Raw genomic sequence first — 20,642 nt, 5'->3', positions numbered from 1 at the left:
GCTCACAGGAACACCCCCATCAGGAGGACATAGGCGACGATCAGGCCGGCCGCCCCGATCTGGATGGTGACGGTGTCGAAGGGGGAGAGCATCGGCGTGACGGCGCAGATAAAGGAGAGGGAGAGGAGGAGGAGGAGCATCACCACCGCCGTCGCAAGGAGGGAGATCGGCCCGATGAAGAGCAGGATGAAGGCGTAGAGGAGGACGAAGGTCTTGAGCCCGAAGGCGACGTCGAGACCGGCCCGCCAGACGCCGAAGTGCTCGGTCATGTTCCCGCTCACGATCTCCTTGCTCTCGATGACGGCGAAGGGGCTGTAGTGCATCTTTGCAAGGACCACGATGTAGAGCGCTGCCGCCGCCGGCGGGACGGCGAGCAGAAGGGGCCCGTTCGCCACCTGCCATGCGAGGATGTCGGAGATCATCAGGGAGTTGGTGACCAGATAGACGGCGGCGATCGTGGCGAAGAGCGGGATCTCGGAGGCCGCCGACATCACCGACCTGATGGCGCCGAACTTCCCGTACGGCGAGCCCGAGGAGAGGCCGAGACCGTGCTCCACGATCTTGTGGAGCATATAGACGCCGAAGAGAAGGAGCAGGCTCTGCCCGGTGAGGAGCACCACAAGGGCGGTGCTCCAGATCCCGATGGCGATGAACACGACGGCGACGAAGAGGGTCCGGCTCGCCGTCCACGGGATCCAGGTCTCCTTGAAGGAGAACTTCAGGACATGGAGGATCTCCTGCCAGACGGGCGGGCCGGGCCGGCCCTGTATCCGTGCGATCGCCTTCCGGTGGATACCGTGGAGGAGAAGGCCGGCAAAAACTGCAACGATGAGATATTCGATCATGTCAGTACCCTATGAACGGGGTGTCCCCCTCTTTTTCTGCTGCATTCCACCACAGTCCGAGGGCGACAAGGAAGAACGGAAAGGCGACGACGTTCAGCACGATCGCGAGCCATGTCTCCAGGAGGCCGAGCCGCCACGCCGCCGAGGCGGCGACGCAGACCACGCCCGCCGCCACCGTCACCGCACCTGCTGTCTGTTTTTTCATTGTCATCACACCGTCAGGACGATCTCCACCACACGGAGGAAGAGGAGGAGAGAACTCACATGGATCATCAGCACGTAGGGCGCGCCCGGCGCACGGGTGATCTCGGCTTTTCCGATATAGAACGGCGCCATTCCCTCGCCCATCACCCCGAGGACCAGGAAGATCTTGGCGATGAGGGGGACCGCCGCTACACCGGCGAGCGCCCAGATGGAGAGGGTGCCGGCCGATGCGAGGACGATCGCCGCACCGCCGAAGAGCGGGACGGTGGCGACCATCGCCACGATCCCGTACTGGTAGGCGGCCTCCAGGACGTGCCTGTTCTTCACCGCGGCGACGATCCCGATGTTCGTGATCCCGATCATCGAGCCAAAGAGGGTGAAGTTGAAGATGTCGCCGGAGACCACCGCCCCGAGGGTGGCGAGCCCGCAGGCGATCGCCATGAACCGCTGGAACCGGAGGAGGTCGAGCGGGATCTCCTTGGTGTAATAGGCGTCGCCGCCAAAGACGATGTCCATCGGCCGTTCAGGGAGGCTGACGATCGCGAGCACTGTGAAGAGCAGGGCAAAGACAAAGAGCGTGCCTGTATAGACACTGAAGTAATTTACGATGTCGCCGAATGCAAGGGCCATCACCTGCGCCCCTTCGATCGGGAGATCAAACATCGCGACCACCTCGCATGGTCCCGACCAGGGCCATCTTCGCCATCACCTTCAGGAGGATCGCCCCGCCGGCGAGCATCACCGCAAAGAGCCAGTAGGCAGGAGCGATCATGAAGACGAAGAAGGCGACGATCCAGAGCGCCCAGGCATAGCCCGAGGCGGTCTCGATGATCTCGAAGGCCTCGTCGTGGCCCTTGCAGAAGAACCAGAAGAGGAGGCCGCACCCTGCCACGGCGCCCCCGGAGAAGCCCGAGAGCACGATGCCGTAGACGACGAGGACGCCCGCCAGGATCGCCGGGGCGCTGTCCATGACCTCGATATGCATCAGGCGTTCGGGCACCGACCTGAGTCCTTCTTTCACCAGGTAGACCTCTGAAAGCGCCATCAGTTCGGAGATCCCGACGACCAGGCCGGGAAGGATGAGCGCCTCGGCAAGGTCGGTGGCGACGAGGGCGATGATCGCCAGGGCGACGATCTCGGCGAGATCGGTGAGGAGAAGGCGGTGAAGGTCGTCGCGTTCGCGCACCAGGGCCACGAAGGCGATCGCCATGGCGACCAGGACGACGGCGAGGACCGTCCCGTACGGGCTCATCCTTCACGCCTCCTGAAGAGGAACGAGGCGATCGCAAATGCTACAAAGAGGATGCTCGTCTCGACGACGGTATCGAGCCCCCGCGTGTTGTAGAGGATCTCGTCGATGATCCCGCCGGGATGGGCGACGATCGTCGTGCCCAGGTGGGACGTGGTCTCGGCGAGGAACTGCGAGAAGGGCGTGAGGTACGCCGTCACGTAGCCGAGATAGGGCGAGTTCTCCGGGTACTGCGCCGCCACGCTCGTGTTCCCGAAGGGTTCGCCGCCGCGGTCGTAGGGGTCGAGGGCGCTCGACGGGTCGAGGGTCTTGGGGTAGAGGTTGTCGCCGTGATAGACGATGCCCGGGATGGAGAAGATCCCGATGACGAGGCCGGCGAGGACGAGCACCGCATAGAGGAGGGAGAGGTTCTCGTAGCCGGCAAGGATCCGGGAGATCCTGCTGATGATCATGGGACCATCCTCCTCTCGACCACCCGCACCATGACAAAGGTGGAGATGGCGGTGACGGCAATAAAGGTAAGCAGGGCGAGCGTCTCGTTGTAGGCGAGCATGATGAGCAGAAGCCCCCAGGCCGGGATCTCCAGGCTGATGATCCGGGAGAGATAGGTCTTTGGCCGCGGGAACGCCGCGGCGAGCGCTCCGATGATCAGCACCAGAAGTCCGAGGATGAGTTCAGACTCCATCGCCGTTCCTCCCGGTGATTGCAAGCACAAATATCGTGGTCAGAGGAGCGATAAGAGCGACGGCGACGGCGACGTCGAGATAGCCGCCGGCGACGATGAACGGGAAGACCCCGCCGATCAGGACGCCGAGGCAGATCAGTTTGTTGAAGGGGTCGCGGCTCCATGCGGTCGCCGCGGTGCCGAGGATGACGATGGCGGCGAGCACCACCTGCAAAAACTCAATCATCGCCCATCACCGCCGCGCGTGCCGAGGCGATCGCGTTCGCCTCCAGGGTGGAGCCGACAAAATATGCCGCCGCTGCAAGGATCGAAAGGGGATGGGAGAGTATGAGGACGATCAGACCGGCGATGGCGAAGTTCATCACGTTGAGGTACGGGAGTTTCCGGTAGGGATGGGGCTCGATCACCGTCCGTATGGCGGCGAAGAGGGCGACGAGACCGCAGACGTACAGGGCGATCAACTCCGCCACCCCCAGATGCGGGTGAGGAGACGGCTCGCATAGGGGTGAGAGAGCCCCTGTATCGTCAGGATGGCGATGACCATCCCTGCGATGAAATTTTCAGGGGCGAATCCGAGAACGGAGAAGCCGGTGATCATAATACTTGCAAGGACGGCGCCGCTTGTCCCGGCATAGCCGGGGTCGTGGCAGATGCGGTTGCCGATAAAGACGAGAGCGGCTGCCGCAAGGCCGCCGGGAAGCCCTGCGACATACACGCCGCAGGCGGCGAGGAGGGTGCCGGCAGAGGCGTCAGGGGAGGAGACGATATTCCCCATCATGGTGCCGCCGGGAAGGCTGCCACCGTCCTCCCCGATCTTCCGGCCGATCGCCGCCGCCCCTTTTACCCCGCCTTTCTCCGGGAGCCTGAAGACGATATCGACGGTGACGAAGAGGATCCAGCAGAGGGCGGCCGCGATCGGGATCTGAATATAGTCAGCAAGCATCTCCGGTCTCCTGGTTATTCAATGAGGTTCATTTAACTCTGTCCCTACCATAAACATTTGTATTCCAGCAAATCAACCTATTTCAATCTCTTTTTGCCTATGCACGTGGTATTTGCTCCCCATCCTATAAGAAAATTGATATTGGGGCGGCATCGCCTTTCCACCCCTTTCCGCGTGCCGTGATACCGGAAGGCCGCAAGTATTTATCCCGGCAGAACCCGCACTCTTCTATCGTCCATGGCGCACAATCTTTCCCTCCCGGACCGCCTTACCGTCCTGCTGGTCCTCGGCATCCTTGCAGCCGCTGCGATCGCCTTCTGGAACCTGCTCTGGGTCGTCGTCCTCTCGGCCTCCCTGGCGATCGTGATCATGCCGGTGAAGCACTATCTTGGCCGGTCGATGCGGGAGGGCACGGCGGCCCTGCTCACCACGGCGGCAGTCTTTTTCGCCACCATATTTTCGGTAGGCTTTACGATTGCCGTGCTCGCCCAGAACGGCGATTATCTGACTCAGATCGTGCAGGGGATCCTCGCATGGATCGCCTCTGCCGAGACAGGCGGAGCCGCGGCCGGGATCGCCTCCACCGATATCGCCGCCTGGACAGACGAGCAGATCGCCTCCTTCGGGGACTGGGTGACCGGGCTCGCCTCGCAGGTGCCGATGCTCATCATCGACCTGATCGTCTTCTTCCTCTCCCTGTACATGTTCATCTACCGGGGGGACGCCCTCGCCGCGGAGGTGACCGCAGCCCTCCCGTCCCGCCTCCGCGCGGCGGTGGAAAAACTGACCCGCACCTCGGTCGACACCCTGTACGCCCTCTATATCGTCCATGTGGCGACGTCGGTCGTCACCTTCGTCCTTGCGATTCCGTTTTTCTATGTGCTTGGCTACGATCACATCGTCTTCTATGCCCTGATGGCGGCGATCTTCCAGCTCATCCCGATCATCGGCCCCTCGGTGATCATGCTCTTTCTCGGCGTGTACTCCCTCTCCCTGGGGGACATCAGGGGCGGGCTTCTGGTGGCGTTCGTCGGATACCCGATCGTCTGCGCCCTTCCTGACATCTACTTCCGCCCCATGATGATGGGGCGCCGCGCCAGCATCCACCCGGTGATCATGTGGATCGGCTTTTTCGGCGGGCTTGCGGTGATGGGGATCGTCGGGTTCGTCCTTGGCCCGCTCTTCCTGGCGCTGGCGATCACCGGTTACCATATCCTGCTGGAGGAGATGAAAGAAGTGAAAGAGGCCGCACAGGGGACGTGATCCGGGGCAAAAGGCTGGAAAGCGAGGGGGAGCGCCTCAGGGCACGGTCTCCCTGATCTTCGCCTTCACCAGGTCGTGCCGTGCATCGGTCTTCGCAAGGATCTCGTCGAAGACGCCGGGCACCCGCTGCCTGATGACGTCGACGCCCACCCTCGTGATCCCGCCTTCGGTCGCCACCCTGGCGATCACCTCCTCGAAACCGGTCCCTGATGCTGCGAGCAGACAGGCCGTTCCGGTGAGGGTCTCCCTCACCAGGTGTTCGGCAACAGGGAGGGCGATCCCTGACCGCCTGACGGCCGCGGCCGCAAATTCCTGCATGAGGGCGGCGATGAACGCCGGCGCACAGCTGGTCAGGGCGGTCATCACCTCGAAGTGCTCCTCGGCGATCTCGACCGGCGAACTCATGGCGCCGAAGAGGGAGAGGACCAGTTCCCTGTCGGCGTCTGAGGCGGCGGCGCCGAAGGCGACCAGGGTGACGCCGCCCCCGCACTCAGAGGTGACGGCAGGGATCGCCCGCGCCGATCGCGCCTTTGACCATGCCGAGAGGTCGCCGAGCGTGACGTCGGATGCGACCGAGACGAGGAGGTGTTCCGGGGTCAGCGCGCCCCCGAGGTCCAGGAGGACGCCCCGCACCTCCAGGGGCCTGACGCAGAGGAGGAGGACGTCAGATTGTTCGGCGACGTCCCGGGCGCTCGGGGCGATCCGGACGCCGGTCGCGCCGACGAGGCGAAGCGCCTTCTCCGCCGACCGGTTGTACACGATGATCTCGTGCGCACCCGCCTGCCCGCTCTCCACCATCTTCCGAACAAGCATGCTGCCCATGCTGCCCGTCCCGATCACGCCGAAGGTCGTCATGTTTCCTGATCCTGTTCGGTGCCGGAGCAGAAATAAGCAGGGTGAGCGGGCACGATCCGGCCTGCAAAACAAAAGGGGTATGTGCCAGGCCTTCAAACCGTCATGGAGAAAAATCCTGAATTGAGGCAATTATGATGAAAGGAACACTGGCAACGTACGCAACGATGATCCTCGCCATGTGCCTGATAATGACGGCCGGGTGTACGGGATCAGTCTCGGGCGGAGAGAATACGACAGGGCCGACAGCGTCCGCAGTGTCGATCAACGATACCCCGATACGGTATGCAGAGGTGAACGGCGTCAACCTGGCCTACCGCGAGTTCGGGGCGGGAGATCCCCTCCTGATGATCATAGGGTTTGGCAGCGTGATGGAAGGATGGAACGAGACGTTCATCGATATCCTTGCAGATAAGTATCACGTCTATATCTACGACCACCGGGCGATGGGGCACAGCGGCGATAACGACGCACCCTATACGATCGAGCAGCTCGCGGACGACGCCGCTGGCCTGATGGACGCCCTCGGCTACGAGAGCATGAACGTCTACGGCGTCTCGATGGGATCGTCGGTCTCGCAGCAGCTCGTCATCGCGCACCCGGAACACGTGAGAAAACTGGTCCTCTCCTCCGCTACCTACAGCGCACGGCTGAACGAGACGCAGTTGCTCTACTCCATCCTCGCCGGGGTCGCCGCCGATCCCTCGCAGCCAGAAGGCCTGCGAAAAGAGGCTGAGGCGAATCTGGCCTGGGACGGCACCTATGACGAATTGTCCGGGATCACCAACGACGTGATGCTGATTACCGGGACCGCCGACGTTCTCACCCCCGAATCAGTCGCCGTCCGGATCGCCGGAGAGATCGACGGTTCGTGGCTGGTGCGGTTCAAGGGCATCCCGCACGCTGGATCGTCCTCTGCACCCGAGGAGTATGGCAGGATCGTCCTGACCTTCCTGGGGATGGACGAGTCGCCGGCGTGAAGGCGGACCGATCGGGAGATCAAACTCTTTTTTTTATCGTTCTGGACAACAGGGCCGATCGCGGTTCGTCTCCTGCGATGAACACCACCTTCATGTTCAGGTCCCGCAACGTTGCTCCCGAACCCTGATCCTCCACACCCGGAGTTAGCGGCCAGCGGGCAGGAAAAAAGAGACGCCCGAGAGGACGGCACCATTTAAATAGGAAGTAAATCTTCAAGGGGAGGTGATGTTCCATGTCATCGGAAGAGAATAAGACGCTTGTCCGAAGGTTTATCGATGCCTATAATACGCGAAACCTGGACCTGTTCGATGCATTGGTGGCACCGGATTATATCGACCACACCCATAAACAAAGAGGTCTGGAGAGTTTCAGGCAGCTCTTTCAGATCGCCTTCGAAGGTTTCCCTGACTGGCACGAGACGATCGAGGATATGATCGCCGAAGGGGACCGGGTCTGGGTCCGCGTGAACGCTACCGGGACCCATACGGGCAGATGGAATCTGTTCGGCGTCACCTTGCCTCCCACCGGCAACAGATTGACGATGCAGATGGTGTTCATCTGGCGGATCGCGAACGGCAAACTTGCAGAGGGATGGGAGGTCGACAGCGACCTGGATTTCCTCAGGCAACTGGGTGTGATCGAATACACGGAAAAAGGAAAGGAACTCTTTCGGGAAGATACCGATTCCATAGAGGGATCTATCGGGCAGTAGCGCCTTAATGGCAGGGCGCTCCCGAAAAAACCGCCCGAAAAATGCCGCTTCACTCCCCGTCCTGGAGCCGCCGCGTCTTGACGACGATATAATAACCGGCCGCAAGCGCCATCAGCAGGAGGGCCATGCCGATCAGGGGGAGATCGGCCATCTCCGAGGACTCGAGGAGGATGATCTTCCGGGCGATGGCGATGATGGCGACGAGCATGATCACCTCGACATGGACCTCGTGCTTCTCGATATACGCCCTCATGGTGTCGAGGAGTTCTATGCCGATGAGGACGAGGAGGAACGCCCCGAACACACCGAGGAGTTCGTGGTTCTCAAGCCTGAACATCCGGTCGTCCACGAGACCGTAGGCGACCAGGATCGCCAGTTCATAGACGGAAAAGGCGATGACGACGGCAAGGAGGGCGGTGAGGATCCGATAGACCCATCGTTCGAATGTATTCAGGTACTCAAGCATCGTTCTCTCCGTATTTCTCTTTCTTTGTGTTTTATTTATTTCCGTTGAATTCCACCGCCGTCTCACGCGGCGATCCGGAGAGGGGGGGCACCGGTTCGGTCGGCAGGGGCGGGGCGCCATGTTCTTGTGGCCAGAGAGGCCATCTCTACCCATGACAGAGGCCCTTCTCCTCATCGACATCCAGAACGACTATTTTCCCGGCGGCGCAATGGAGTGCGTCGGCATGGAACAGGCGTCCGGCGCGGCATCCGCACTCCTCGAAATCTTCAGGCAGGAGAGAAAACCCGTCTTTTTCATCCGCCACATCTCGATGCGGGAAGGCGCCGGGTTTCTCCTGCCGGGGACGCGCGGCTCGGAGATCCACGAGCGGGTGGCGCCCGGTCCGGGCGAGGCGGTGATCGAGAAGCATTTCCCGAACAGTTTCTTCCAGACCGGTCTGCTCGCTGCGCTCAGGGAGAAGGGGGTCAGCGAGTGCGTGATCTGCGGGGCGATGAGCCACATGTGCATCGACGCCACGACGCGGGCGGCCCGTGAGGCCGGGTTCGCCTGCACGGTCGTCGAAGACGCCTGCGCCACGCGGGACCTGGTCTTTTCGGGGGAGATCGTCCCGGCCGCGTCGATCCACGCGTCCTTCATGGCGGCGCTGAACGGCATGTATGCTCGCGTCGTCACGCTGGAGGAGTATGTCGCGGGCCGGAGGCAGGAGGGGTAAAACGGCATCGTGCGGTGCCGGCCGCTTCAAGATATAAATACCGGGCAATCGTATGATTGAGTGCCTTTTTCAACTGCACGCGAGGGTTGCCGAGCCAGGTCAAAGGCGATGGATTTAGGGTCCATTCTCGCAGGAGTTCGGGGGTTCGAATCCCCTCCCTCGCATTGTTTTGCCGGGGTGATTACCCTTAGTGAAAAATGACTTCACCGCCTTTATTCGGTTTTTCCGCGAACCCCCACGATCCGATCTCCCGCTCCCACCACCTCATCCTCCGCATCATATAAACCACTTTATATACCGCCCTCTCCCATGCTGAAATGCCCCACAAAGGAACGAGGTGAACGATGCTTTTCATTGCGCTTGCGAAATTCAAGAAAAACCTGACCAAAGAAGTTGTCGCCGAGAACATGAAGGATATCGAGGACGACATGAAAGGTGAGGTCAAATACCTGGGCATCTACTGGACGCTCGGGAAGTACGATACCGTCGTCATGTTCGAAGCACCGAACGAAAAGGTGGCGATGAACGTGGTCTTGAAGCGGGCGGACCGGATGGACATCGAGACGCTCGTGGCCGTCCCGGCGGACGAAGCGAGTCCGACAGGGCCGTTCTGATCCCGGGACAGATTCGGCGGCAGATATCCATCGACACCCACGCTTTCAACCCCCTGAAAAAAAATCAGAGAAGCCTGGCCCCTGCGTTCGGGCCGGGTGCGCAGGTGTAGACCTCGCGGATCTTCATGATCAGGAGGCCCTTTGCCGGGGCCTGCGCCATCTTCGAGCGGACGGTCTCCTGCATCTTCTCGAACTCCGGCCCCTCGGTCTTCAGTTCGACGTCGCCCTTGATCTGGAAACACCCCTTCGTCTCCGGCCCCCACACGTAGATCGAGACCTTCGGGTTCTCCTGCACGTTCGCGAGCGTCTTTTTCATGAAGTTGTCGGCGATCCAGATCGTCTCGTCGTCGACGAGCTCCACGAACCCGATCGGCACAACATTGGGCCATCCGTCCTTCGAGGCGGTGGCGACCGGGAATGCCTTTATCGTTGCAAACGCGGCTTTCATCTCTTCGGTAAGTGCTGTCATACTTTTCACCATATACCTGAATGTGAGATATAAATATATACAAAACCGTCATCAAAATACACCACAAGCGCGGCCGCTACAGTATTCTAACCCGGGGCGACAGGAGACCAGATGAACACCGAACAGGGCATAAACGAAGATATTCGCCAGATCAGGAGCGAGATCGCCGAACTCAGGGCAGACGTAAAGACGTTCACCGATCAGGCCCACCACCTGCAGGCGACCGCCCTCCTCGCCGAGTTCAGAAACACCTGCGCCGATGCCATCGTGAACGGCTACAGGGAGGCCGGGTGCGACGCAATCGGCAAAGAAGCAAATGAGTGTCCCTTATGGGAAAACTGCCGGCCGGTATTCGGGAACCTCTTCGGAGAGATGCTGGAGCGCCTCAGGGCCGGAGAACTCACGTCCGGGGATATCAGCCTCGTCCGCGAGAAGGCGGCGGCCCTGCGATCGAAGGCGCCGTTCGAACGCTGTTCAGGCTGTCACGAAGAGGCGGAGAAACAGATCAGCCAGCAGCTCGGGATGCTGCGGGCGATCGGGGCGTACAGGGAGGAGAGCAACACCGGCGACCTGGTCAGGGCCATGCCCGAGGATGAGGCCGCCGCCCTCTTCAGCGACTCGCTGAGCAGCCCGGTCAGGATCCAGATCGTCAAGGCCCTCTACCGCGAGGGGAAATCCTTCACCGACCTCTCGAAAATGACCGGCCTGCGCGGGGGAAACCTGCTCTTCCACCTCGAAAAACTTCAGAAGAGCGGCATGATCCTCCAGCGGGACGAGCGGGGCGAGTACCAGATCACCTGCCGCGGCTATGAGGTGCTCAACGCCGTCGCGGAATTGCTGGAGAAACTGCACGGCTGAGCCATAAGCAGGGGCTTCTCTTCGCGCATGGGCGTCGAGACCGGATCCCCGGTCTTTTCATTTCCGCCTTCACGGCAGGGCGAGTCCAACGGATCCGGCGAGTGAAAAATGGAGTGCGGGGGAAGCATAGCGGATTTACAGGCAGCGATCTTTTGCCTTCTGTGCGGCGAGTCGGATCAGTCGGCGGGCGTCGTCCGTATAGGTGGGGCGCTCCATGTACTCATGGAACCGGCGGGCGTCTTTCCCCTTCAGGACCAGCCCGCGTTCGACCGGTTTTGCCATCTTCTTTCCCTCCAGATATGCTATAATATTCCGGGACGCATAAAAATAGGCTTCCTTTTAGGACTGCAGATACAGATCCGAACGATCACCAGGGCGCCATCTTGCACCTGGAGGGGACAATCTGCCTTCCATGGTGCAAGACACTCCTTCCCCATGCCATCAACGCACGCGAAGGTAGCGGGGATGAGAGCACTACCTTCTTTCTTCGCGTGAGGGGACGAATACTGGTGTCAGAGGGGGTATCTCTGTGAGAGGGGGCGGCAGATCATCAAGCAGTTCTCTCGCGCCTGCCGTTTACCGAACGCCGCCAGAGCGCCCGCCCACGTTACTAACAACGGCCCCCTCGAACGATGAGAGGGCATGAAGAGCGGCGTTTCTGACGGCGGGATCGGCGTCTTCGGTCGCCGCGACGAGATGCGGGATCGCATCCTTTCCGCCGATAGACCGGAGGGCCTGCACGAGCATCACCCTGATCTTCGCTACCGGTTCGGAGCTGAGAGCAGCGACCGCAGACATGAATGCCTGCGGCGGACGGCGGATGCGGAGGTAGCGTGCGGCCCTGTATCGAACCTCCTCATCAGGACTGGAGAGAGAAGCGATGGCTTTTTCGACATCCCTGCTTTCTGCACCAGAAATGACGGATTGAGCGCTATTTTTTTCGTGGAGAGCGATAAGATGATGGAGAATATAGATCCCCGGATATCCCGAGGTGAAGGAAAGATATTCAATGCGCCTGCGGAGATTTTCCCAGACCTCATTATTCAGGGTAACAGCGGATCCACATGCAGAACATCTGAGATGGGCTTCTCCCTCTTTTTTAAGATATCTGAACGAAATTTTATCGCAGAACGGGCACACGTAAATGCCATCTGGAGGCGCGAGATCCGCATCGATCTCATTCAGAGCGGAGAGCATTGTTTTATTGAATTTTTCAGCTTCAAAGGCATCATATCTCCGCGCTGCTCTCCACTGCTCCTCCATATCAGAGACATCTCTGTATCCAAGAACCATGCAGAACGCTTTCCCGGGCACGTGCAATTAAATGACAATATAATATTTAAACATTCCCTGCGTTTCACGAATAGATAATGAGATTAAATTAATTATAAAGAGATATTGTCCGTATCAGATGGACCATTATAGATATTTTCAGGATCCGCCCAGATTCAGGGAGGAGAAAAGCCTGCACGCATGCATATGCAGCCCCTATCCAGGAATTAACACAGAAATCTGGAGATAAATGCGTCCTGGCAGGAGGAGAAAGACAAAAGATCCCGGAAACGTGATCCAGGCGCCTCACAAAGAAAGGTTTTACATCAGAATGTCCACAATTAATCGTGATAATCTGCCATCTGGAGAAGAGTCAATCGGCCCATACCGGTTCCGTCCACGCTGGCAATTATCATGGTGATACAGGTGTTTCTGTCCAGATTGCTGATGACATCATGGAGGACTGAGGGCCGGTGATGCGATTTTTGCTGACGGCACTCTCTGCCTTCGCCCTCTGGCTGCTGCTGACGGCGGGATCGGGAACGATCCTCCTCTGGTCTGCCCCTGAACTGCTAGCCGGCGGCGTCCTCGCCCTCCTGACCGGGGCGATGGCCAGATCCTTCTTCTGCACGAAGGGGGACTATCGCATGGCAAACCCGATCAGGTGGATCGTGCTTGCGGCCTACCTCATCGGACCGTTCTTCTTCGAGCTCACGAAGGCCAACCTCGACGTGGCCTACCGCGTGATCACCGGGAAGATCAGGCCGGGCATCGTCCGGATTTCTCCGGGGCTCTCAAAAGACCTCTCGGTACTGATGCTCGCGAACTCGATCACCCTCACGCCGGGCACCCTGACCGTCGACGTCGACGAGAAGAGCGGCGACCTCTTCGTGCACATGATCCACATCGATCAGGGCATCGAGAAGCAGGCGGTCGTCCAACCTGAGGACGTCCCGTCGTTTTACCGGTTCGCAGACTGGATCAGGAGGATCGCCGAATGATCGAGCCCTGGATCCCGGCGGTGCTCGCCCTCGTCGTGCTCATCGCCCTCGCCCTCGTCAGACTCGCCTCCGGACCGACGGCGCCGGACCGGGTCGTCGCCCTGGATGTGGTGAACACCCTGACCATCGCCGCGATGATCCTGCTGGCGATCGCCTACGGCGAGGTCATCTTCGTGGACGTGGCGATCGTCTACGCCCTCCTCTCCTTCGTGGGCACCCTCTATATCGCAAAATACCTCGGAGGCGACCTGCCATGATCGAATGGATCATCTATGCATGCATCGGGATCGGCCTGCTCTTCAACGCCCTCGGCGTGATCGGCGTCCTGCGGTTCCCTGACGTCTACACCAGGCTCCACGCCGAGACAAAGACCACCACCTTCGGGACGATATTCCTCAGTCTCGCCGTGATCGTCGCCGCCGGTTCGGCCTATGCCTCAGGGGGAGACGCCGCATCCCTCACCCTCGCCGTCCACACGGCGATCGCCGCCGCCGCCCTGGCGTTCACCAACGCCACCGGCGCCCATGCGATCGCCCGCGCCGCACACCGCTCCGGGATCCGCCCGACGCGGGCCAGGGTCGACCGCCTCGCGGAGGTGGAGGAATGATCGAGGAGATCGTGCAGGCCGTCGTCCTGCTCGGCCTCGTCGCCTCGGCGGTCGCCATCTGGCGATTTAAGGATCTTCTCGCCGCCGCCGTATCCTTCGGCGTCTTTTCCTTCCTCCTCTCCCTGGAGTTCTACCTCCTGCAGGCACCCGACGTGGCGATCGCAGAGGCCGGGATCGGGGCCGGGCTGACGACCGCCATCTACATCGTCGCCATCAGGGCGACCGAACGGACCGAGGAGGGATCGGCATGAGAGGGATCGCGCGCGCGCTGACCGTCGTCGTCCTTGCAGGGGCGTTCCTGTACCTGGCGTTCGCCCTCAGCTTCGGCGCCCCGGCAGCCTCGGAGATGGACGACTACTTCATCGGGCACGGACAGGAGCAGACCGGCGCCAACAACATCGTCACAGCGGTCGTCTTCGATTACAGAGGCTTCGACACCCTGGGCGAGGCGACGGTGCTCTTCACCGCCGTCCTCGGCGTCGGCCTCCTCTTCAGGAAATTCTCGACGGAGGAAGACGAATGATGACGAAAATCGTCAGGGCGGCGGCAGGGATCCTCTTCCCCTTCGTCCTGATCTTCGGGTTCTACATCGTCGCCCACGGCCACCTCACGCCGGGCGGCGGGTTCCAGGGCGGGGCGGTCATCGCCACCGGGATCGTCCTCCTCATCGCCGCCTTCGGGGCCGGCGAGATCGGCAGGCGCATCGGCCCCGGCGCCCTCAAAGGCAGCGAAGCCCTCGGCCTCCTCCTCTTCATCGGGACGGCGGCCGCGGCCTTCGGCTTTGGCGGGACGTTCTTTTCGAACTGGCTTGCAAACGGCGGGGCGGTCTTCGGGAATATCGTCGCCTTCGGGCCGAACCCCGGCGACCTCAACACCGGTGGCGTCATCCCCCTGATGAACCTCGCCGTCGGGATCGAGGTGCTCGGCGCCCTCTCGGTGATCGTGCTCCTGATGCTCAAAGGGGTCGGGGAGGAGGCGGAATGATCGCAAACCTCCCCTTCATCGCCGTGGCCGTCGTCGCCCTCATCGGCATCGTCGTCATCCTCACCAGGCAGAACCTGGTGAAGATGGTGATGGGCCTCTCCCTCGTCGAGGCGGCGGTGAACCTCTTCCTCGTCTCCCTCGGCTACAGAAACGGCGGCATCGCCCCGATCTTCACCAGAGCGCCCGCCGGCGAGATGGTGATGCCGACGGTGCAGGCGATGACCCTCACCAACATCGTGATCGGCATCGCCACGACCGCCCTCCTCCTCTCGTTCGTCATGCTCGTCTACCGAAAATACGGTTCCGCCGACGCCGGCGTCATGCGGAGGCTGAAAGAATGATACCCGAGATCATCATCAGAAACGCCCCGGCCCTGCTCATCGCCGTGCCGATGCTCGCGGCGTTCATAACGCCGGTGATCGCACGGGCCGGAAACGGCGTCATGAAGGCGTGGGCCCTCCTCGCCACGGCGGCAACCGCCGCGATCGCCGCGATCGTCGCCTGGCAGGTGCTCGATTTCGGGACGATCGTCTACACCTTCGGCGCCGCGGCGCCGGGTCTCGCCGTCCCCCTCGACTCGGGCGGCATACCGGTGAGGATCATCTTCACCATCGACGCCATGAGCGCCTTCATGGGGATCATCGCGACGATCTCGGCCTTCGCCGTCTGCCTCTACGCCATCGCAAGCGAGGGGCGGCAGACCGGGCAGGAGATCTTCTTCGCCCTCCTCCTCCTCCTCGAGGTCGGCATCCTCGGCATGGTCTCCACCGGCGACCTCTTCAACTTCTTCGTCTTCCTGGAGATCAACTCCATCGCCGGGGCGGCCCTGGTCTCCTACCGGATCAGGGGCGGGCTCTCGGTGGAAGCGGCGATGAAGTACGGCTTTATCTCGACCCTCGGCGGGCTGATCGTCCTCACGGCGATCGGTCTGCTCTACGGGCAGTACGGCGCCCTGAACATGGCGATGGTCGCAACGAGGATGCAGTTCACCATACTCGACGGCATCGCCCTCGCCATGCTCGTCGCCGCCCTCGCCATGAAGTCAGGGGCGGTGCCGATGCACTTCTGGACGCCCGACGCCTATGGCCTCGCCCCCTCCTCGGTGACCGCCTTCCTGGTCGTGGCATCGCAGGCAAGCCTGTACGGGGTCTTCAGGATCGTCTTCACCCTGTACGGCGGGATCGTGCAGACTCTCGACTGGACGACCGTCGGCTGGATCGTGATCGTCCTCGGCGTGCTCTCGATGTTCGTCGGGGTGACGATGGCGATCCCGCAGCACGACGTCAAACGCCTGATGGCCTACCACGCCGTCTCCCAGACCGGCTACATGCTCCTGGGCGTCGGGGTCGGGATCGCCCTCCTCGGGACGTCCTCCTTCGACACCTACGGCATCATGGCGATGGAAGGCGGCATCTTCCACATCTTCAACCACGCCATGTACAAGGGGCTGCTCTTCCTCACGGCCGGGGCGATCATCTACCGCACCGGCACCTCTGACCTGAACAGGATGGGCGGGCTCGGCCACTCGATGAAGTGGACGATGCTCTTCTTCGGCATCGGCGCCCTCGCCATCGCAGGCATACCGCCCTTCAACGGTTTCGCCTCGAAACTGATGATCTACGAGTCGGTCTACCTCTTCAACCCCCTGCTGGCGGTGATCGCCATGGTCGTCTCCATCCTCACGCTGGCCTCCTTCGTCAAGGTCTTCCACGCGATGTTCATGGGCCCGCGACTGCCCGAGTTCGCGGAGGTACGGGAGGTCCCGGCGCCGATGCTCCTTGGCATGGGGCTTTTAGCCGTGATCGTCGTATTCTTCGGCGTCTTCCCCGAACAGGTGGTCGCCGGGCTCGTCGAGCCCGCCGCCCGGGCTCTCGCCGATCAGGGGGCATATATCGCCTCGGTCCTCGGAGGTGCCTGAGATGATCGAAATATTCTCTCTTTCGACCGGCACCGGCTCCTGGAACCCGGTGGTCTGGCTCATCGCCCTCGCCGTCGCCTTCATCGTCGTCCTCATCATCTGGGCGACCGGCGAGCGCTCGTACCGCCGGGAAGGCGGTGCGGCGGCGCCCTTCCTCTCGGGCAACGCCGAGCCCAAAAAGGAGGAGGTGCAGATCAGGGCCGGCAACCTCTACTGGGGGTTCACCGAAGCCCTGAGCGGCTACTATAAACACCTCGTCCCGCTCCACACCGGTATCCTGAACGACTACATCCTCTGGTTCCTCGGGACGATGGCGACGATCATCCTCGTGCTGGCGGTGGTCAGATGAAACTGACGAAATCCTTCAACAGATCGCTCTGGGTCTATCATGTGAACACGGGGTCGTGCAACGGCTGCGAGATCGAGATCGTGGCGACGATCACCCCGAGGTACGACCCCGAGCGTTTCGGGATCAAACTGGTGGGGACACCGCGGCACGCCGACGTCCTGCTGGTCACCGGGCCGGTCACCCACAAGATGGCCGACCGGCTACGGAGGGTCTACGAGCAGACGCCCGACCCGAAGGTGGTGATGTGCATCGGGAGCTGCGGGCAGTCTGGCGGGGTCTTCTACGACTCGTACAACCTCGACGGCCCACAGGACCAGGTGGTCCCGGTCGACGTCTACGTCCCCGGATGCCCGCCCCGCCCCGAGGCGATCATCCACGGCGTGGTGACGGCGATAGCAAAACTCGAACGGCTGGAGGCGGAAAAACAATGACAGCGGAAAAAATGACGGCTGACGAGGTCATGGACCTCTTCACCTCGGCCTTCGGCGACGGCGTGCACGAGGCCTACATCAGGACATGGGGGGAGGGCGTCGCCAGAACGAAGACGCCGTCCCTCTGGCTGCGGATCGACCGGGCCCTCCTGCACGACGCCGTGAAGCGGCTGATGGGGATCACCTGCCCCCACCTCGCCGTGATCTCGGGCACCGACCTCGGCGAGGCCGTCGAACTCGTCTACCATTTCGGGATCTACTACGGGACCGAGGGCGGGGAATATATGATCTCGTTCGCGGTCTCCCTGCCAAAGGACGACCTGACGGTCGGGACGATCGCCGACCTCATCCCGGGCGCCGTCTTCTCCGAGCGCGAGAAGCAGGAGATGCTCGGCGTGCAGATCGTCGATATCCCTGACGATCGAAGGCTCTTCCTGCCCGAAGACTTCCCAGAAGGGGTGTATCCCTGGCGGAAAGACGATTCGGGCATCCCCGACACCATGGTGAAGAACCTCTGGGAGGTCGGAAGACCGACCGACCGCCCCGAACCCCCGGTGGCTGAGAAAGAACATGGAGGTGAAACCGATGGCGAATGATGGAGAAGAGCGGCCGACCACCACGATCCCGATCGGCCCGATCCACCCGGCCCTGAAAGAGCCGATCCTCTTCACCCTGAAGATGGACGGCGAGGCGATCGCCGCGGCCGATTTCGCGCCGGGCAAGGCGCACCGCGGGATCGAGTGGATGGGGATGCGGCGCAACCCTGTGCAGATCCTCTACCTCGCCGAGCGGATCTGCGGGATCTGCGGCGTCTCGCACTCCCTGGCGTTTGCCCGGGCGGTCGAGCAGATCGCCGATATCGAGGTGCCCGAGCGGGCACATTACATCAGGACGATCGTCGCCGAGTTCGAGCGCATCCAGTCCCACCTCCTCTGGGCCGGCGTTGCGGCCCACGAACTCGGCTTCGACACCCTCTTCTTCCTCGCATGGCGGGTGCGGGAGGCGGCGATGGACGTCATCGAGCACCTCACCGGCAACCGGGTGAACTACGGGATCATCCAGGTCGGCGGGGTGAGGAGGGACATCACGGAGGAGCAGTTCGCCCTGATCGACCGGGCGCTCACCGGCTACGAGGACCTGATGGACAGACTCCTCGAACTCTTCCTGGAGGACGCCACGGTGAAACTGCGCTGCAGGGACCACGGGTATCTCTCACGGGAGGACGCCGTCGGCCTCTGCACCGTCGGGCCGACGGCCAGGGCCTCGGGGGTGCGGATGGACGTGCGCGTCGACGCCCCCTATGCCGCCTACGGCGATCTCGCCATCAAACCCGTGCTGCCCGACGGCTACATGGGCGAGATCAGGGGCGATGTGTACGACCGGATCGTGGTGCGCCTCATCGAGGTCGGACAGTCGATCGATATCGTCAGGCAGTGCATGGCGCAGATGCCGACCGGCGAGATCCTCTGGGAGAAGAAGGTCCCGAAGATCCTTGCCGCATGCAGGAAGGCCGAGGGCGAGGCTCTCGGCAGGGTGGAAGCGCCCCGCGGCGAGTGCCTGCACTACGTGCGGATGAACAAGTCGGGCGCCCCGCAGACATGGAAGGTGAAGGCCTCGACCTACTCGAACCAGATGTCGTGGCTGCCGATGCTCAAAGGCGAACAGCTCGCCGACGTCCCGATCATCACCGCCTCCATCGATCCCTGCATGTCCTGCACCGACCGCGTGGCCGTGGTCAGGGGGAGGGAGCAGGGCGTGATGACGAAGGAAGACCTCCACCGTCTCTCGGTGGAGAAGACACGGAGGCTGATGCGATGATCGCCGGCGAAGTCGTCAATGTCGCCGTCGGCAGCCTTGCGATGGCAATCTTCGGCATCGTGGGCGGCCTCTTCTTCCTGGGCATCGACCGGAAGGTCTCGGCCCACATGCAGGCGCGGATCGGCCCGCCGATCCGCCAGCCCTTCAGGGACGTGAGAAAACTCCTCATCAAACAGAGCGTGGTCCCGGAGAACGCCGTCCCCCTGCTCTTCAACCTCGCCCCGGTGATGGCGGTCGCATCGGCGATCACCATCCTCCTCTACATCCCGGTGGGCGGGATGCCGCCGGTGCTCGGGGGATACAGCGACCTCATCCTGATCCTCTACCTCCTTACGGTGCCGGCCCTCGCCATGGTCGTCGGCGGCTTCGCCTCGGGCTCGCCCTACGCAACCGTCGGAGCGCAGCGTGAGATGGTGACGATGATGGCCTACGAGTTCCCGCTCGCCGTGGCGATCGTGGCGATCGCCTGGCGGTTGAGCGTCGCCGGGATCGCCGATCCCTTCTCCCTGATCACGCTGGCGTCCACCCCGATCTGGAACGTCGTCGGCCCCCTCGGGATCGCCGGGTGCCTCATCCTCCTCCTGGTCCTCTCCATCGTCACCCCGGCCGAACTCTCCCTGGTCCCCTTCGACTCGTGCGAGGCCGAGACCGAACTTGCAGGGGGGCTGCTCGTGGAGTACTCGGGCCGGAACCTTGCGATGTTCTACCTGGCGCAGGGGGTGAAGACCGTCGTGATGGCGGCGCTCGCCGTCGGGATCTTCCTGCCCTGGAACCTCTCGACGCTGGCCGCAGTGCCGCCAGCATACGTTCCGCTGGCCGATTTCACCTTTTTCCTGGCAAAGGTGCTCCTGGTGATCGTCTTTGCAGTCACGCTCCTGCGCACCTCGGTGGCCCGCTTCAGGATCAACCAGATCGTCACCCTCTACTGGTTCTGGCTCGGGGCGGCGAGCATTGCCGGGCTGGCGCTGATCGTCGCCGACGCCCTCCTGCCGGGGGTGATCTAAATGGCCGGACTTCCGATGATACCTGAGGTCCTCAGGCAGATGTTCAAAACGCCGGCGACAAACGCCTTCCCGGCGAAGTACCTCCCGCGTTCGGTGACGGCGTTTCTCGCGCGGGTGGCCGAGGGGAAGGCGGAGATCCACCCGCCGGTCGCTGTCCCGCCGGCATTCCGCGGGAAGATCCTCTACGATAGAGAGGCGTGCATCGGCTGCAAGATCTGCATCAATATCTGCCCGGCGCACGCGATCGAGTTCCTGCCCGGCACGAAAAAAGTGAGGATATATGTGACGCAGTGTTGTTTCTGCTCGCAGTGCAACGACGCCTGCCCGAAAGACGCCCTCCACATGAGCACTGAGTTCCTCCTCGCAGACGAGGACCGGTACTCGGATAACCTGATTGTGGAGTAA

At 62.0% G+C, this 20,642-nt stretch carries 34 protein-coding genes and 1 tRNA gene; 21 read left to right on the top strand and 14 right to left on the bottom strand.

The genetic code is table 11. The features are described from left to right. Nucleotides 1-2: 2 nt before the first annotated feature. From METLI_RS04885 to METLI_RS04845, 9 genes are read right to left on the bottom strand one after another with little or no spacing between them, the layout of a single operon-like run. Nucleotides 3-845: a respiratory chain complex I subunit 1 family protein gene (locus METLI_RS04885; RefSeq protein WP_004038495.1), complete on the bottom strand. Its 843-nt coding sequence runs from the start codon at nucleotides 843-845 to the stop codon at nucleotides 3-5. Between the two features lies 1 nt (nucleotide 846). Next, nucleotides 847-1,050: a hypothetical protein gene (locus METLI_RS04880; protein WP_157203217.1), complete on the bottom strand. Its 204-nt coding sequence runs from the start codon at nucleotides 1,048-1,050 to the stop codon at nucleotides 847-849. 5 nt (nucleotides 1,051-1,055) lie between these two features. Beyond that, complete coding sequence (locus tag METLI_RS04875; protein ID WP_004038493.1) at nucleotides 1,056-1,712, bottom strand: membrane protein; 657 nt, start codon at nucleotides 1,710-1,712, stop codon at nucleotides 1,056-1,058. Further along, nucleotides 1,705-2,301 carry an EhaG family protein gene (locus METLI_RS04870; RefSeq protein ID WP_004038492.1) on the bottom strand — a complete coding sequence of 199 codons (597 nt, stop codon included), beginning with the start codon at nucleotides 2,299-2,301 and terminating at the stop codon, nucleotides 1,705-1,707. Before METLI_RS04870 ends, METLI_RS04875 begins: the two co-directional genes overlap by 8 nt. Beyond that, entirely contained in the window at nucleotides 2,298-2,750 is a 453-nt protein-coding gene (locus METLI_RS04865; RefSeq protein ID WP_004038490.1) for a DUF2106 family protein, read from the bottom strand. Before METLI_RS04865 ends, METLI_RS04870 begins: the two co-directional genes overlap by 4 nt. Next, nucleotides 2,747-2,983, bottom strand: a complete 237-nt coding sequence (locus tag METLI_RS04860; RefSeq protein WP_004038488.1) for a DUF2107 family protein — start codon at nucleotides 2,981-2,983, stop codon at nucleotides 2,747-2,749. The genes METLI_RS04865 and METLI_RS04860 overlap by 4 nt, the downstream gene beginning before the upstream one ends. Then, nucleotides 2,973-3,209 carry a DUF2108 domain-containing protein gene (locus METLI_RS04855; protein WP_004038486.1) on the bottom strand — a complete coding sequence of 79 codons (237 nt, stop codon included), beginning with the start codon at nucleotides 3,207-3,209 and terminating at the stop codon, nucleotides 2,973-2,975. The genes METLI_RS04860 and METLI_RS04855 overlap by 11 nt, the downstream gene beginning before the upstream one ends. Beyond that, nucleotides 3,202-3,453, bottom strand: a complete 252-nt coding sequence (locus METLI_RS04850; RefSeq protein ID WP_004038485.1) for a DUF2109 family protein — start codon at nucleotides 3,451-3,453, stop codon at nucleotides 3,202-3,204. The genes METLI_RS04855 and METLI_RS04850 overlap by 8 nt, the downstream gene beginning before the upstream one ends. Beyond that, the gene (locus METLI_RS04845; protein ID WP_004038484.1) at nucleotides 3,441-3,926 is read right to left on the bottom strand and encodes a hypothetical protein; all 486 of its coding nucleotides are present in this window, start codon (nucleotides 3,924-3,926) and stop codon (nucleotides 3,441-3,443) included. The genes METLI_RS04850 and METLI_RS04845 overlap by 13 nt, the downstream gene beginning before the upstream one ends. Nucleotides 3,927-4,163: 237 nt before the next feature. Between METLI_RS04845 and METLI_RS04840 the strand changes: the two genes are divergently transcribed. Next, entirely contained in the window at nucleotides 4,164-5,189 is a 1,026-nt protein-coding gene (locus METLI_RS04840; RefSeq protein ID WP_004038483.1) for an AI-2E family transporter, read from the top strand. Between the two features lie 36 nt (nucleotides 5,190-5,225). Here the strand turns inward: METLI_RS04840 and METLI_RS04835 are convergent, their stop codons facing one another. Next, nucleotides 5,226-6,044 (bottom strand): pyrroline-5-carboxylate reductase family protein, encoded by an 819-nt coding sequence (locus METLI_RS04835; protein WP_004038482.1) that lies wholly within the window; start codon nucleotides 6,042-6,044, stop codon nucleotides 5,226-5,228. Between the two features lie 131 nt (nucleotides 6,045-6,175). Here METLI_RS04835 and METLI_RS04830 point away from each other — a divergent pair, with 131 nt between their 5' ends. Then, nucleotides 6,176-7,021 (top strand): alpha/beta fold hydrolase, encoded by an 846-nt coding sequence (locus tag METLI_RS04830; RefSeq protein WP_157203216.1) that lies wholly within the window; start codon nucleotides 6,176-6,178, stop codon nucleotides 7,019-7,021. A gap of 233 nt (nucleotides 7,022-7,254) precedes the next feature. Continuing rightward, nucleotides 7,255-7,734: an ester cyclase gene (locus tag METLI_RS04825; protein WP_004038479.1), complete on the top strand. Its 480-nt coding sequence runs from the start codon at nucleotides 7,255-7,257 to the stop codon at nucleotides 7,732-7,734. Between the two features lie 49 nt (nucleotides 7,735-7,783). Here METLI_RS04825 and METLI_RS04820 read toward each other — a convergent pair whose 3' ends face one another. Next, nucleotides 7,784-8,200 carry a phosphate-starvation-inducible PsiE family protein gene (locus METLI_RS04820; protein ID WP_004038477.1) on the bottom strand — a complete coding sequence of 139 codons (417 nt, stop codon included), beginning with the start codon at nucleotides 8,198-8,200 and terminating at the stop codon, nucleotides 7,784-7,786. A 151-nt stretch (nucleotides 8,201-8,351) separates the two neighbouring features. Between METLI_RS04820 and METLI_RS04815 the strand changes: the two genes are divergently transcribed. The 3 genes from METLI_RS04815 to METLI_RS04805 all read left to right on the top strand — a co-directional run bounded on the left by METLI_RS04815 (nucleotide 8,352) and on the right by METLI_RS04805 (nucleotide 9,526). Then, on the top strand, nucleotides 8,352-8,912 hold the full coding sequence (locus tag METLI_RS04815; RefSeq protein ID WP_004038475.1) for a cysteine hydrolase family protein: 561 nt from the start codon (nucleotides 8,352-8,354) through the stop codon (nucleotides 8,910-8,912). A 79-nt stretch (nucleotides 8,913-8,991) separates the two neighbouring features. After that, nucleotides 8,992-9,076 (top strand) — tRNA-Leu (locus tag METLI_RS04810). Between the two features lie 180 nt (nucleotides 9,077-9,256). Beyond that, nucleotides 9,257-9,526 carry a GYD domain-containing protein gene (locus METLI_RS04805; RefSeq protein ID WP_004038473.1) on the top strand — a complete coding sequence of 90 codons (270 nt, stop codon included), beginning with the start codon at nucleotides 9,257-9,259 and terminating at the stop codon, nucleotides 9,524-9,526. A 64-nt stretch (nucleotides 9,527-9,590) separates the two neighbouring features. Here the strand turns inward: METLI_RS04805 and METLI_RS04800 are convergent, their stop codons facing one another. Continuing rightward, nucleotides 9,591-9,995: a pyridoxamine 5'-phosphate oxidase family protein gene (locus tag METLI_RS04800; protein ID WP_048103628.1), complete on the bottom strand. Its 405-nt coding sequence runs from the start codon at nucleotides 9,993-9,995 to the stop codon at nucleotides 9,591-9,593. 111 nt (nucleotides 9,996-10,106) lie between these two features. On the opposite strand from METLI_RS04800, the gene METLI_RS04795 reads away from it, so the two are divergent. Beyond that, nucleotides 10,107-10,853, top strand: a complete 747-nt coding sequence (locus tag METLI_RS04795) for a winged helix-turn-helix domain-containing protein (protein WP_004038469.1) — start codon at nucleotides 10,107-10,109, stop codon at nucleotides 10,851-10,853. Between the two features lie 135 nt (nucleotides 10,854-10,988). On the opposite strand, the gene METLI_RS13335 is transcribed toward METLI_RS04795, so the two are convergent. Continuing rightward, nucleotides 10,989-11,135: a hypothetical protein gene (locus METLI_RS13335; protein ID WP_004038466.1), complete on the bottom strand. Its 147-nt coding sequence runs from the start codon at nucleotides 11,133-11,135 to the stop codon at nucleotides 10,989-10,991. Nucleotides 11,136-11,429: 294 nt separating this feature from the next. Continuing rightward, entirely contained in the window at nucleotides 11,430-12,146 is a 717-nt protein-coding gene (locus METLI_RS04790) for a HEAT repeat domain-containing protein (protein ID WP_004038464.1), read from the bottom strand. A gap of 455 nt (nucleotides 12,147-12,601) precedes the next feature. Here METLI_RS04790 and METLI_RS04785 point away from each other — a divergent pair, with 455 nt between their 5' ends. The 14 genes from METLI_RS04785 to METLI_RS04720 are packed head-to-tail and all read left to right on the top strand — an operon-like array spanning nucleotide 12,602 to nucleotide 20,642. Next, nucleotides 12,602-13,126 (top strand): Na+/H+ antiporter subunit E, encoded by a 525-nt coding sequence (locus tag METLI_RS04785; protein ID WP_004038462.1) that lies wholly within the window; start codon nucleotides 12,602-12,604, stop codon nucleotides 13,124-13,126. Beyond that, on the top strand, nucleotides 13,123-13,383 hold the full coding sequence (locus METLI_RS04780) for a monovalent cation/H+ antiporter complex subunit F (RefSeq protein WP_004038460.1): 261 nt from the start codon (nucleotides 13,123-13,125) through the stop codon (nucleotides 13,381-13,383). Before METLI_RS04785 ends, METLI_RS04780 begins: the two co-directional genes overlap by 4 nt. Continuing rightward, a complete protein-coding gene (mnhG, locus tag METLI_RS04775) occupies nucleotides 13,380-13,733 on the top strand; it encodes a monovalent cation/H(+) antiporter subunit G (protein WP_004038458.1) in 354 nt (117 codons plus the stop codon). Before METLI_RS04780 ends, mnhG begins: the two co-directional genes overlap by 4 nt. Continuing rightward, the gene (locus METLI_RS04770) at nucleotides 13,730-13,984 is read left to right on the top strand and encodes a hydrogenase subunit MbhD domain-containing protein (RefSeq protein ID WP_004038455.1); all 255 of its coding nucleotides are present in this window, start codon (nucleotides 13,730-13,732) and stop codon (nucleotides 13,982-13,984) included. Before mnhG ends, METLI_RS04770 begins: the two co-directional genes overlap by 4 nt. Continuing rightward, nucleotides 13,981-14,256, top strand: coding sequence for a hydrogen gas-evolving membrane-bound hydrogenase subunit E (mbhE, locus tag METLI_RS04765; protein ID WP_004038453.1), 276 nt, complete (start codon nucleotides 13,981-13,983; stop codon nucleotides 14,254-14,256). The genes METLI_RS04770 and mbhE overlap by 4 nt, the downstream gene beginning before the upstream one ends. Further along, nucleotides 14,253-14,717 carry an MnhB domain-containing protein gene (locus METLI_RS04760; protein WP_004038451.1) on the top strand — a complete coding sequence of 155 codons (465 nt, stop codon included), beginning with the start codon at nucleotides 14,253-14,255 and terminating at the stop codon, nucleotides 14,715-14,717. Before mbhE ends, METLI_RS04760 begins: the two co-directional genes overlap by 4 nt. After that, nucleotides 14,714-15,058 (top strand): sodium:proton antiporter, encoded by a 345-nt coding sequence (locus METLI_RS04755; protein ID WP_004038449.1) that lies wholly within the window; start codon nucleotides 14,714-14,716, stop codon nucleotides 15,056-15,058. The genes METLI_RS04760 and METLI_RS04755 overlap by 4 nt, the downstream gene beginning before the upstream one ends. After that, a complete protein-coding gene (locus tag METLI_RS04750; RefSeq protein WP_004038447.1) occupies nucleotides 15,055-16,635 on the top strand; it encodes a proton-conducting transporter transmembrane domain-containing protein in 1,581 nt (526 codons plus the stop codon). The genes METLI_RS04755 and METLI_RS04750 overlap by 4 nt, the downstream gene beginning before the upstream one ends. 1 nt (nucleotide 16,636) lies before the next feature. Next, a complete protein-coding gene (locus METLI_RS04745) occupies nucleotides 16,637-16,984 on the top strand; it encodes a hypothetical protein (RefSeq protein ID WP_004038446.1) in 348 nt (115 codons plus the stop codon). Beyond that, nucleotides 16,981-17,415, top strand: coding sequence for an NADH-quinone oxidoreductase subunit B family protein (locus tag METLI_RS04740; RefSeq protein WP_004038445.1), 435 nt, complete (start codon nucleotides 16,981-16,983; stop codon nucleotides 17,413-17,415). Before METLI_RS04745 ends, METLI_RS04740 begins: the two co-directional genes overlap by 4 nt. Next, nucleotides 17,412-18,011, top strand: coding sequence for an NADH-quinone oxidoreductase subunit C (locus METLI_RS04735; protein WP_004038444.1), 600 nt, complete (start codon nucleotides 17,412-17,414; stop codon nucleotides 18,009-18,011). Before METLI_RS04740 ends, METLI_RS04735 begins: the two co-directional genes overlap by 4 nt. Next, nucleotides 18,001-19,233 carry a hydrogenase large subunit gene (locus METLI_RS04730; RefSeq protein WP_004038443.1) on the top strand — a complete coding sequence of 411 codons (1,233 nt, stop codon included), beginning with the start codon at nucleotides 18,001-18,003 and terminating at the stop codon, nucleotides 19,231-19,233. Before METLI_RS04735 ends, METLI_RS04730 begins: the two co-directional genes overlap by 11 nt. Beyond that, entirely contained in the window at nucleotides 19,230-20,237 is a 1,008-nt protein-coding gene (locus tag METLI_RS04725; RefSeq protein ID WP_004038442.1) for a respiratory chain complex I subunit 1 family protein, read from the top strand. Before METLI_RS04730 ends, METLI_RS04725 begins: the two co-directional genes overlap by 4 nt. Next, nucleotides 20,238-20,642 (top strand): 4Fe-4S binding protein, encoded by a 405-nt coding sequence (locus METLI_RS04720; RefSeq protein WP_004038440.1) that lies wholly within the window; start codon nucleotides 20,238-20,240, stop codon nucleotides 20,640-20,642.

This window comes from Methanofollis liminatans DSM 4140 (assembly GCF_000275865.1).
In the GTDB taxonomy this organism is placed as follows: Archaea; Halobacteriota; Methanomicrobia; order Methanomicrobiales; family Methanofollaceae; genus Methanofollis; species Methanofollis liminatans.
This window is presented reverse-complemented; position numbering and strand designations above follow the sequence as displayed.